10 protein-coding genes are annotated in these 11,845 nt (G+C 34.3%); 4 read left to right on the top strand and 6 right to left on the bottom strand.

Features of this window, described 5'->3' with window-relative positions; genetic code table 11:
- Positions 1–18: 18 nt before the first annotated feature.
- Complete coding sequence (locus NKR20_RS15345; RefSeq protein ID WP_121215511.1) at positions 19–816, bottom strand: fumarylacetoacetate hydrolase family protein; 798 nt, start codon at positions 814–816, stop codon at positions 19–21.
- A 260-nt stretch (positions 817–1,076) separates the two neighbouring features.
- On the opposite strand from NKR20_RS15345, the gene NKR20_RS15350 reads away from it, so the two are divergent.
- Positions 1,077–1,961, top strand: coding sequence for an ADP-ribosylglycohydrolase family protein (locus tag NKR20_RS15350; protein WP_253427363.1), 885 nt, complete (start codon positions 1,077–1,079; stop codon positions 1,959–1,961).
- Positions 1,962–2,060: 99 nt separating this feature from the next.
- On the opposite strand, the gene NKR20_RS15355 is transcribed toward NKR20_RS15350, so the two are convergent.
- Together NKR20_RS15355 and ltaS are read right to left on the bottom strand one after the other, a co-directional pair.
- Entirely contained in the window at positions 2,061–2,615 is a 555-nt protein-coding gene (locus NKR20_RS15355) for a DUF4256 domain-containing protein (protein WP_253427366.1), read from the bottom strand.
- 522 nt (positions 2,616–3,137) lie between these two features.
- The gene (gene ltaS, locus NKR20_RS15360) at positions 3,138–5,090 is read right to left on the bottom strand and encodes a lipoteichoic acid synthase (RefSeq protein WP_253427368.1); all 1,953 of its coding nucleotides are present in this window, start codon (positions 5,088–5,090) and stop codon (positions 3,138–3,140) included.
- 312 nt (positions 5,091–5,402) lie between these two features.
- Between ltaS and NKR20_RS15365 the strand changes: the two genes are divergently transcribed.
- Positions 5,403–6,128 carry an ABC transporter ATP-binding protein gene (locus NKR20_RS15365; protein ID WP_121215508.1) on the top strand — a complete coding sequence of 242 codons (726 nt, stop codon included), beginning with the start codon at positions 5,403–5,405 and terminating at the stop codon, positions 6,126–6,128.
- On the top strand, positions 6,125–7,171 hold the full coding sequence (locus tag NKR20_RS15370) for an ABC transporter permease (protein WP_253427370.1): 1,047 nt from the start codon (positions 6,125–6,127) through the stop codon (positions 7,169–7,171). Before NKR20_RS15365 ends, NKR20_RS15370 begins: the two co-directional genes overlap by 4 nt.
- Positions 7,172–7,179: 8 nt before the next feature.
- Here the strand turns inward: NKR20_RS15370 and NKR20_RS15375 are convergent, their stop codons facing one another.
- Positions 7,180–8,541, bottom strand: coding sequence for an IS4 family transposase (locus NKR20_RS15375; RefSeq protein WP_121215386.1), 1,362 nt, complete (start codon positions 8,539–8,541; stop codon positions 7,180–7,182).
- A gap of 409 nt (positions 8,542–8,950) precedes the next feature.
- Between NKR20_RS15375 and NKR20_RS15380 the strand changes: the two genes are divergently transcribed.
- Positions 8,951–10,357 carry an MDR family MFS transporter gene (locus NKR20_RS15380; RefSeq protein WP_253427372.1) on the top strand — a complete coding sequence of 469 codons (1,407 nt, stop codon included), beginning with the start codon at positions 8,951–8,953 and terminating at the stop codon, positions 10,355–10,357.
- 81 nt (positions 10,358–10,438) lie between these two features.
- Here NKR20_RS15380 and NKR20_RS15385 read toward each other — a convergent pair whose 3' ends face one another.
- Positions 10,439–10,696: a hypothetical protein gene (locus NKR20_RS15385; protein ID WP_253427374.1), complete on the bottom strand. Its 258-nt coding sequence runs from the start codon at positions 10,694–10,696 to the stop codon at positions 10,439–10,441.
- 97 nt (positions 10,697–10,793) lie between these two features.
- Positions 10,794–11,786: a tRNA dihydrouridine synthase gene (locus NKR20_RS15390; protein WP_121215504.1), complete on the bottom strand. Its 993-nt coding sequence runs from the start codon at positions 11,784–11,786 to the stop codon at positions 10,794–10,796.
- Positions 11,787–11,845: the final 59 nt, after the last annotated feature.

An 11,845-nucleotide genomic window follows, 5' to 3' on the forward strand; every position in this document is an offset into this window, starting at 1 on the left:
TTGTTCTACTAATGTTTACTATTTTACATAATTACAAAGTTTCCCGATATGCTCTACTTCTACTACTACAGTATCTCCAGATTTCATTGGACAACTTCCTGCGGGGGAACCCATCGCCAAAACATCTCCAGGTTCTAAAGTCATAACCTTTGATATCCAACTAATTAGGAAAGGAATAGAAAATGTCATTTGATTTGTATTCGCATCTTGAACTATTTTACCATTCAAGGTTGTTACAATTCGTAAGTTCGTTGGATCGATACCTTTTACAATACACGGCCCCAATGGACCAAACGTATCAAAACCTTTCCCCCTTGTAAATTGTGGGTCTTTCATTGTGAGATCTCTTGCTGTTACATCATTAAAAATCGTACACCCAAAAACATAATCTAACGCATCTTCTTCTTTTATATTTTTTCCGCGTTTTCCAATAATCAGTGCTACTTCTCCTTCCAATTCAACCTGATTTGTTAACTCTCTTGGTGGAAGAATGATTTCTGCTTGGTCTGGAATAATAGAAGATTGTGGTTTTAAAAATAAAAATGGTTCTTTAAGATTTTCTATTCCTCCTGTCTCCTTCACATGAGCTGCATATGTCCAACCAAAGTTAACAATTTTTGAAGGGATGACAGGCTCTAAAATTTTCACTTCATTGTATTTTAGAATTATTCCATCATATTTTAGTTCATCATTCACAATTTCATTAAAATTACTAGATAATTGCATAATTTCATTACCATCTAAAATTCCATAATAAATGTTATTGTTAGGGTGCTGGTAACGAACAAATTTTTGCGTTTTTTGTTGTGATTTCAAATCTATTTCAACTCCATAATTTTATAAAAATGACAAAGTAATATTATACATTCTAAGTCAACTTTCTTAAAATAATTTAATCGTTAAGTATAGTTAACGATTAAATTATTTTTTCTAAAACTTTCATAACTAACTTAGATGTATAGTATCTAGTTTTGCTATTTACTCCCACTATCTACTTTATTATTGATCTCATTAATTTGTTCACTTCGTTTAATGGATATAAAATATAAATAATACTACTGAATGGAGATGTAAGTATGCTCGATAGAATTCTCGGAGGCTTATTTGGTGTAGCAATTGGTGATGCTTTGGGAGCAACAACGGAATTTATGTCACAAAAAGAAATTGAAAAAGAGCATGGGATTGTAGATGATATCATCGGTGGCGGATGCTGGGATGTACTACCAGGAGAAACAACCGATGATACGGCTATGACTATTGCCGTAGCAAAAGGGATCATTACCAACCGCAATAATCCAATAGATGATATGGGAAAAGAGTTTTTGAAGTGGAAAAATACAGACCCTAAAGATATTGGCATTACGATTCGAGTTGTTTTTGATCGTTTTAATGGCAATTGGTTTGAAGCTGCAAAAAGTGCCCATGACTATCTGGATGGGAAAAGTGCAGGAAATGGTAGTTTAATGCGCTGTTTACCGATTGCATTAGCCTATCCAAAACTTGATAAAATTGAAGAACTGACTATTGCTCATTCCAAGATGACTCATTATGATGATTTAGCTAGTGAAGCGTGTGTCATTTATAATCGAATTGCCTATCGCGTATTAAACAATGAAGATTTAAAATCAAGTATTTTAGATGAAATAAAAAATACACGTTATGAAAAAAATGCAGCTAGTAAACCCGATTGCCCTCCTGATGGATTTGTTGTGAATTCAATGAAATGGGTTTTATATTGGCTTTTAAATAGCGATACATTCGAGGAAGTGATAATAGGCGCAACAAATATGGGTGGAGATAGTGATACGATTGCAGCCATTGCAGGTGGTTTAAAAGGTTTAGAAGTCGGCTATGAAAAACTACCAAATCACTACAAAGACAAATTACTGGATAAAGCAAAACTAAATGAACTTGCACATCAGTTACATGAAATCAGAGAACAAGAAACTCTAAACACATAAGGGAAAAGACCATATTGAAATTTTTAGTGAAGAAAAGGACTATGCAGAAATTCTATTATCTGCATAGCCCCAGTACTCTCTATATAAAAACAACCTTTTCTAAACTCTCAATGAACCACGGAATCCTCTAGCAGCATAATAGGAATCTGCCCCATTGTGATACATGAAAACCGTGTCATAGCGGCGGTCACAAAAAATGGCTCCTCCTAATTTTCGAATATTATCAGGAGTTTTCACCCAGCTTGAAGTCTTCAAATCAAAATTCCCAAGCTTTTGAAGTTCTCTATATTGTTCTTCCGTTAAAATCTCAATACCCATGTCTGTAGCCATATTTATTGCACTATTTTCAGGTTTATTTTTCTTACGTTTTTCTAGTGCTTCATGGTCATAACAAACACTTCTTCTCCCTGAAGGACTTTCTGCTGAACAATCATAAAAAATATATTTATCCGTTTCTTTGTCATACCCTACAACATCTGGTTCCCCACCTGTTACTTCCATTTCATTCAGTGACCATAGTTTCTCAAGATTGGCTACCAACTTTTCTTGTACTTTCTCCCACTGGACATCCTCATGACGAACCATATTATCTTCAAAACGATTTTTTAGTATTTCTAATAGTTCTTCTACTTGATCTGGTAATAATTCTTTCATAGCTGCTCTACTCCTTCTCTATTCCTTCATTCAATCCTTATTTTCCCTTGATACAAAATCTTAATCAATAAAAGCGCACTCTTATTAAAAATATTTTGAACAGGTGTAATTGGATTGGTGTAGAAATTTATATTAACCCACAAATTCATTTGAAACAAAAAAGGCAATTCAAATGAAATGGGTTTGAGACAAAAAGTGGTTTTTCAAATTTATTTAGAAATATTAGTGATGAAAATCTGCTATTTACAAAAAGTTGATTGAAATGGAGTGTGGCTGAGTGTAGCTGACGGCATTCGCCTTTCGCTACAGAGCAAAGCTTCCTGCGGGAATAGCATGAGCCGAAAATCCATTTTTGCCGGCTATAGACGGCAAAAATTAGTTGCGGCCATGCCCTCGGAAAGCGTCCACACGGAATGGAAATCAACGTCCTTCATATCAAAAAGACACCATTTTTCACGTTAGAAAAATGGTGTCTTTTTAGTTTTGTCCCAGCTTCACATTTTCTTGAATTGCCAGATACAATTACTCAGATACTGTATTTGTATCGATATTATAGTTATATTGTGTAGGGTCAACTGGAGTAAATCCTGTTGGTGTGTAGAATCTTAATAAATCACCATTTACAACCTTGTCTGATAATTGTAGTCGATAATCTACTTCTTTTTTAATATCATTAGCCATCTCAGCTTGACTCTCGTCTAATGGTAAACCTGTTTTAGCATCATAAAGTTTTTCATCGATTGAATAAATTGTTGAGCTTACAAAGTCACCATTTCTAAATGGAACAACATCATTATGTTCATCAGATAATAAATCTGAACCGAACTGAACATAATTTTGTGAATCAACACCTAATAAATGTAACACTGTTGGAAGAAGGTCGATTTGGCCACCGTAAGTATGGTTTATTCCACCTTCCATACCTGGTACATGAATGAATAATGGTACCTCTTGTAAATTAGCATTTTCATAAGGTGTAATTTCTTTTCCAATAATTTGTTCCATTGCTTTGTTATGATTATCTGAAATACCATAATGGTCTCCATAAAGAATAATCATACTGTTATCGTATAAACCAGATTCTTTTAATTGATTAAAGAACTGTTCAATTGCTTCATCTGCATAACGAGCCGTTTGGAAATAGTTATCCACAGATGGATCTCCTGTATTAGCTTTTTCAATAGAAGTTAATTCTTGATTAATTTTATAAGGATAATGGTTACCAACCGTAATAAATTTTGTATAGAAAGGTTGTGGTAACGTATTTAATAGTTCAGCTGATTGTTCGAAAAATGGTTTATCTAATAAACCATATTCCGCCATATCTTCTGGTGAGCTTGTATCATAATAGTCAGCATCAAAGAATTTATCATAACCAAATGATTTATAGATTACGTTTCGATTCCAGAACGTTCCACCATTACCGTGGAATACAGCAGATGTATATCCTTTATCTTTTAGGATACCAGGAGCTGCTTGATACGTATTTTGACCTTTCGTAATATAAGCTGATCCTTGTGGTAAACCAAATAATGAGTTTTCTAACATAAACTCAGCATCTGAAGTTTTACCTTGTGCAGTTTGATGGAAGAAATTATCAAAGTACAATGTTTTCGGATCTTTTGATAAAGAGTTTAAGAATGGAGTAACTTCTTCTCCATTTAATTTATAGTCAATAATAAAGTTTTGAATTGATTCTAAATGTAAATAAATAACGTTCATGCCTTCCGCTGCACCGAAATATTTAGGATTTGGCTCGGCATAATTTGATTTTGTATAGTTAATAACTTCTGTCATATCATCGCTATCCGCTAAAGCTCTTTGAGAAGATGCTTTAACAGTTTCAGCTGCATCATAAATCGTATAGTTATACATTCCTAAATATTTCACAATATAGTTTCTATCAAAACCACGTGTTAATAATTGTGGACGGTCAGCTTCAGCTAGTCCTAAATTTACGATTGAAATCGCTAAAGCAAACGTTACAATCACAATTCCTTTTCGATAACCAATACCACTTACTTGCTTTTCTACTTTTTTTGTAAAACGTAAGTAAAACATTACAAAAACATCAATAAAGAACAAAATATCATAAGGTTTTAATAATGAAAGAACACTACCACCTAAATCTCCAAAATTCTGTGTTTGGATGACTGTAGGTAATGTAATAAAATCACTAAAGAATCGATAATATACAACATTCGCATATAACAGAAATGATATAAGTGCGTAAATAGCAACAAGTGCTGTGTATCTTCTTTTTCCTTTAAATAAAAATGAAAATCCTAGAAAAATAAGTGCAGAACCTAAAGGATTTATAAATAAAAGGAATTGTTGCAGAAGTCCTTCTGCACCTAGTTCAAATTGTGTTGTTTGCGTTAAATATGTTTTAATCCATAACATTAAAACAGCTAAAAAGTATATTCCTAAAAATTTATTAAATAGGCCATCTTTTGTATTTACTAAACTTTTCATTTTTACACCTACCTTTTAATTTTCATGTATATCGGAGAAACTATTATTTTAAGATAACTTTCATAGATTATATATAGTATTCCTATTTTTCATTTCTGTCAAGTTTATATAACGAAAGACAATTAATATAGTTCCCTTCTAATATAGCTCTAAACTATACCAAATGATGCGTTTAATATGAGACTAAATATATATCTATTTAAACCTTATTTGAAATTGCCAGTTTGTCATTTTTATTAACTTTTCTCCAATTAGGTTGCTAAATTTACTACAACATATTATCACTTATTTTAGACTAGGAGGTGTTTTTTGATGAATCAAGCAATTTCGATTCAAAACGTGAATAAAAGCTTCGGAAAGAAGAATGTTTTAAAGGATATTAAATTCGAAATTATGGAAGGGAAAATTTATGGGTTTATTGGACCTTCAGGAGCAGGAAAAACAACATTAATAAAAATGATTGTTGGAATGGATATACCTGATACAGGTTCCATTTATTTATTAGGGGAAAAAATGCCGAATTTAAATGTCCTTCAACAAATTGGCTACATGGCGCAATCCGATGCACTGTACAAAGAACTTACTGGTAAAGAAAATTTAATGTTTTTTGCATCGCTCTATCAATTAAATAAAAAAGAACGAAAAAATCGAATTGAATATGCAGCAAAATTAGTTAATTTAACTGCTGACCTAAATAAAAAAGTGTCAGCCTACTCAGGTGGGATGAGACGACGATTATCCCTTGCAATTGCGTTAATCCAAAATCCAAAAATACTCATATTAGACGAACCGACAGTAGGGATTGATCCAGAATTAAAATTAAGTATTTGGAATGAACTGTTAAGACTTAAAAACGAAGAAGGCAAAACGATTATCGTCACTACCCACGTGATGGATGAAGCCGATAAATGTGATGTTATTTCTATGGTTCGAGAAGGTTCTCTTATTGCCACAGGTACACCTGAACAATTAAAAGAAAAATACTCTGCACAAAGCTTAGATGAAGTATTTTTAGCGGCTGGGAGGAAGGATCAATGAGAACTCTAGCACTCATTAAAAGAATTCTATTACAAATAGTAAGGGATAAACGTACTTTAGCTCTACTTTTCATTGCACCACTATTAATACTTACCCTTATGAATTTAGTATTTAATGGGAATACAGTAGAACCAGCTTTAGGAGTAGAAAATGGTAGTCCACAATTAATCGAGTCATTAAAAGAATCTGAAATAATTGTTCATGAATATGAAGATATTTCAGATGTTGAGAAAGCTATCTTGAAAGATAATTTGACCGGCTTTTTACAAATAGAAGGTACTGAGACTAAACTCACACTATTAAATGATGATCCGACAGCTGCCAAAAGTATAGAAATGAAAGTAAAACAAGTTATTAGTAAAGAACTTCAATTACAAGTAATGGGCATGACGCCAAACAATGATAGCATTCAAACAAACTACATTTATGGAAGCAAAGATACGCAACTATTTGATACCTTTAGCCCAATACTCATTGGATTTTTTGTATTCTTTTTCGTCTTCTTAATTTCTGGTATCGGCTTATTAAATGAAAGAACTACAGGTACTCTAGAACGATTAATGGCTACACCTATCCGGAGAGGTGAGATTGTTGCTGCTTATTTAATAGGATATGGACTATTAGCAATCTTACAAACAATCATCGTTGTTCTATTTTCAATCAATATATTAGATATAAATTTAGTCGGTTCGTTTTGGAATGTTATTTTAATCAATATCGTTGTAGCCATAGTCGCATTATCCCTTGGAATACTATTATCTTCTTTTGCGAGCTCTGAATTTCAAATGGTGCAATTCATTCCATTGGTTATTGTTCCTCAAATCTTTTTCTCGGGTATCTTTTCGATTGAAGGAATGGCTGATTGGTTACAAGTTTTAGCAAAAATAATGCCACTATATTATGCAGCTGATGCGTTAAAAGGTGTTATGTATAAAGGTTTATCACTCAGTGAGATAAGCAATAATCTATATGTTTTACTAGCTTTTGCATTTGTATTTATTATCTTGAATTTATTCGCTCTAAAAAGATATCGAAAATTATAGTTAAATACTCAAACTTCGCAGACTAAAATCGACAAATAAGCCTTGATATAGTTAGGCAGACCGTTAATCCACTGCTGTAGTTGACTTTTGATTAATTTTTGGATTGTTTTATTTGTCTTTTTTAGGGCATCTTCAAGAAGCTCGATTAATTGCTGTAACGCGACAGCCCAATCCAGTTCGTTGACTTCATCACATAATTCATAAAAAATGCCACCTAATGTTCGTTGATCGTTATGGCAACGATTTTGCCAGGACAAGACGATGTATCTGGAAAACACAACCGTTGTGTGGCTAATGAGTAAATCATACGATATGCCTTGAAATTCTTTCTGAAGGCGTAATAGGGATTTTGTCGTCTTGAAAAAGACTTCAATATCCCAACGCATGCCATAGATACGGACGATTTCTTGTTCAGAAAGCGTACAATCGGTGCTGAGAATCGCAAGCCATTCGCTCTTTTTATTGCGGTTTTGAATAAACACGACCTTTACTTGAATGCCATTTGCCATAGTAGTTTGAATCGATCGCATGATGCCTTTCTTGCCAGAAACAGGTGTGGCAACTTTGTATAGTTCTTTCAGAGATAGCCTTTGATCGTTCACCAAATAGCGTTGATTCGTTGCCTTCACCATGCCAATGACGTCAAGACCGAGTTCAACGATGGATTGAATAAGAGGTTGTTGCGTAAACCATGTATCCATTAACACATAATCAGCGGAAACACCTGCTTGTAATGCTCTTTCAAGCATACTGGGAATAACGGTAGGAGCAGATTCCAACGCTTCTACACGTCGTTTATAGCCGGAAGAACGCTTGTCAATATTCTCGGAAATCCCATTAATTTGTGCATTTTTTGAACTCAGTAACGTGAAGTCAAGTGGCATAAATGTAAAGCCATCCGACCAACCCAAAGTAAGCATACGAAACCCTTTATAGAAGCGTTTCGTTAAAGATGAATGATCCATACAACGCGCAAGAAGTTCTACCTTTTTACTCCGATTCCGATCAAACATAGAATCGTCAATGATCAACACTTTTGGACGCGTTACATCCGTCAGTTGATCGACCTTTTGAATGGCATGCACACTTAAATACGTTAAAAAGCGACGCCATGCAAACTTGGAATGATTCATGAAACGATAAACAGAGTCCTTTGCAGGGTAACGGTCTCCCTTCTTTGAATTTAAAAGGGTGAACCAACTCTTATGATGAAAGATTAAACAAAAAACAAGTTGAAACAAATAGGAAGTTGTAAAGCCAAACTTCTTAGTAATACCGGCTTTTCGAAGATGTTTCACGATCTCTAATTCACGAAACACAGATTTTAATTCTTTTGGTAGTTGATTATTTTGGTCATTATGCTCTATCATAATGGAAGCACCTCTTCTGTTTGGTAGTGTATTCTCGACAAATCCACTATACCAAAGAATGAGGTGTTTTTTGTATCTAAAAAAAGTATGTCAAGGTTCTTATTGAAATCGAGAAGAACCAAATAGCATCAACTATTGAACCTAATTATTTATGTGCGAAGTTTGAGTTAAATATAAAAAGAGCCCTTAAAAACGCATCATGCATTTTAAGAGCTCTTTACACTGTTCAAATTCCCCATCATTTTTCTTCTATTAAATAAGAAAGTAATGACTTCAAACTGTAATTTCCCATTCGTTGTAAATAAAAATCCTACCATTTCACAAGTGATTTCATTATAATTAATCAATGCAAAAAATCATTCTCATATTTGCTTTCTAGCAAAACTGAAAATACAGTAAGGAGTAAAAAATGAATTCGTATCAACGTAAAATAACAGGTGCGCTACTCGTAGCAACTTTTCTTTCTGCCATTGAAGGAACCATCATTAGTACTGCTACACCGGCAATCGTGAAAAGCTTAGGTGGACTCGACCTCATTAGTTGGGTATTTGCCATTTACCTACTCACTTCTGCAGTTACAACCCCCATTTTCGGGAAATTAGCGGACCTCTTTGGGCGTAAAAAGGTCTTTATTGTGGGTACTTCAATATTTTTATTAGGATCACTCTTATGTGGCCTTTCACAAAATATGGGGCAATTAATATTGTTCCGCGGGTTACAAGGAATAGGAGCGGGTGCTGTCATTCCAATTACCTTTACGATTATTGGAGATATTTTCACATATGAACAACGCGCGAAGGTTCAAGGACTAATTAGCTCAATTTGGGGAATTGCCGGTCTTTTTGGTCCCCTAGTTGGAGGGTCACTAGTCGATTATGTTAGTTGGCACTGGATCTTCTTTATTAATCTTCCTTTTGGATTAATCTCCATATGGATTATTGGTAAACATTTAGAGGAAAAGATTGAGAAACAAAAACGAAATATTGATTATGGTGGAGCCATTACATTCACCATTGGAACAACTGCAATCCTCTATGTACTGCTTTCTGGGCAATTTAATTCAATGCTAACTTATGTACTTTTAATTGTAGCGATCCTATTTCTTGCTGTTTTCGTTTTTATACAGTTCAAGCATCCTGAACCAATTATCCCGTTTAAACTATTTCAATATCGAGTAATATTAGTCTCTAATATTGTTGCCTTTTTAGCGAGTGTCATTGTAATTGGTGTCACAACTTATATTCCATTATGGACTCAAACTGTACTTGATAAAGGTGCTATATTTTCAGGATTTGTTTTGCTCCCTATGTCAATAGGGTGGCCCCTTGGAGCAACATTTGGTAGCCGACTTCTAATCAAGTTTGGTCCAAAAATAATTTCACTTATTGGAACTTTCCTAGTTACATTAGGATCCTTTGCTTTAACTTTTATCACAATCTCATCCCCAATTTGGATGTTCACTTGCATCATTTTCATAATGGGATTAGGATTTGGGTTCTCGATGACTGTATTTACAATTGTTGTCCAATCAGCTGTTGGTTGGAATCTTCGAGGTGCAGCTACATCTTCTAATACCTTTGTTCGTACATTAGGTCAGGCGTTAGGAGTAGCTGTTTTAGGAACTTACTTAAATCAACATCTAGGCACTTCAACAAATATGTCACAAGTATCATCAACTTCTTTGGCTACTGGTATTCACGGTATCTTTATTATCATGGCCTGCATAGGGGTTATAAGCTTCATTTTGACGTTCCTAGTACCTAAGAAAATAGAACAGGAAAATGCTGAGGAATCTAATTTGGCAACTGAAAAATAATTTTGAATCGTCTACTTAGCATTCAATTTAAGAAGTTAAGGAGTGTGCAAATCTATCTGCACACTCCTTTTTTTAATTTGTTTATAAATATTTTGATATAACAAAAATAGTAATACAATAGACATCTGCTGGTATAGTACTTAACCATACTAGAATCCAGTTTATATTTAATAGTAGATTTGCTGGCTGTTTGTTGATTAAGGATGTACTTTTGCCATGCTCCTTTACCGTTTCACTTTGATTAAGATTTGGATTACTATAATCCATCTCTAAAAAAGCATATTGAGGATTTTTTATCGACAAGTCTCCACTCCTCTCATTAATCGCACTTTTTTCCATTATATAAAATTCGACTTCATTTTATTTCAAAACAAAAAATTGGCTAAAATAAACCCGATTCAAAATCGAATTTAATCCAGCCAATCTACACTTATTATTATTGATTTTCCATTTCTCTTTCAAATTTGTCGAGCAATGCACGTACTTCATCCGTTGATTTTGTGCTCATTAACTGATTTCTTAATTCACCAGCTCCACGGAATCCTTTAACATAAATTTTAAAGAATCGATGAAGGGCAGTGATGGAACGTGGTAATTCTTCCGAATATTTATCCTGAAGATCCAGTTGCAATCTTAACAGATCAAGATATTCCTTCGTGCTATGTTCTTTCGGTTCTTTTTCAAAGGCGAATGGATTTTTAAAAATTCCTCGACCAATCATAATGCCATCCACACCATACTTTTCAGCAAGCATCAAGCCCGTTTGTCTGTCTGGGATATCGCCATTGATAGTTAATAGTGTATCCGGTGCGATTTCGTCACGCAGTTTCTTAATATCCGGAATGAGTTCCCAGTGGGCATCAACCTGGCTCATTTCTTTTCTTGTTCGGAGATGGATAGAAAGATTCGCGATGTCTTGTTTTAAAATATGTGTTAACCATTCTCGCCACTCGTCAATTTCTGTGTAACCAAGTCTAGTTTTGACACTTACAGGCAATCCGCCCACTTTTGCTGCTTGAATCAGTTCAGCTGCAACTTCTGGGCGTAAGATTAGGCCACTACCTTTTCCTCTTGATGCCACATTTGGTACTGGACAGCCCATATTAATATCGATACCTTTGAATCCTAATTCAGCCATGCCAATACTCATTTCACGAAAATATTCAGGTTTATCTCCCCAAATATGTGCCACCATTGGCTGTTCATCTTCAGTGAATATTAGACGGCCGCGCACACTTTTGTTTCCCTCTGGATGACAATAGCTATCCGAATTTGTAAACTCCGTGAAAAAAACATCTGGACGCCCTGCTTTACTTACTACATGGCGGAACACAACATCTGTCACATCTTCCATAGGAGCAAGTACAAAAAATGGTCGTGGTAACTCACGCCAAAAATTATCTATCATCTCAAACTCAATTCCTCTCATTATCGGTACAACTTTTAAATTCTTAAAATATTAATGATTTTCTTCTTTTACACTTATAT

Origin of the sequence: Ureibacillus endophyticus, assembly GCF_024159215.1 — a bacterium.
Classification (GTDB): Bacteria; Bacillota; Bacilli; order Bacillales_A; family Planococcaceae; genus Ureibacillus; species Ureibacillus endophyticus.

Excerpts from the sequence above, each read along its gene's own strand:
- NKR20_RS15350 (WP_253427363.1), top strand. The coding sequence starts at position 1,077 with ATGCTCGATAGAATTCTCGGAGGCTTATTTGGTGTAGCAATTGGTGAT.
- NKR20_RS15355 (WP_253427366.1), bottom strand. The coding sequence starts at position 2,615 with ATGAAAGAATTATTACCAGATCAAGTAGAAGAACTATTAGAAATACTA.
- ltaS (WP_253427368.1), bottom strand. The coding sequence starts at position 5,090 with ATGAAAAGTTTAGTAAATACAAAAGATGGCCTATTTAATAAATTTTTA.
- NKR20_RS15365 (WP_121215508.1), top strand. The coding sequence starts at position 5,403 with ATGAATCAAGCAATTTCGATTCAAAACGTGAATAAAAGCTTCGGAAAG.
- NKR20_RS15370 (WP_253427370.1), top strand. The coding sequence starts at position 6,125 with ATGAGAACTCTAGCACTCATTAAAAGAATTCTATTACAAATAGTAAGG.
- NKR20_RS15375 (WP_121215386.1), bottom strand. The coding sequence starts at position 8,541 with ATGATAGAGCATAATGACCAAAATAATCAACTACCAAAAGAATTAAAA.
- NKR20_RS15380 (WP_253427372.1), top strand. The coding sequence starts at position 8,951 with ATGAATTCGTATCAACGTAAAATAACAGGTGCGCTACTCGTAGCAACT.
- NKR20_RS15385 (WP_253427374.1), bottom strand. The coding sequence starts at position 10,696 with ATGGAAAAAAGTGCGATTAATGAGAGGAGTGGAGACTTGTCGATAAAA.
- NKR20_RS15390 (WP_121215504.1), bottom strand. The coding sequence starts at position 11,786 with ATGAGAGGAATTGAGTTTGAGATGATAGATAATTTTTGGCGTGAGTTA.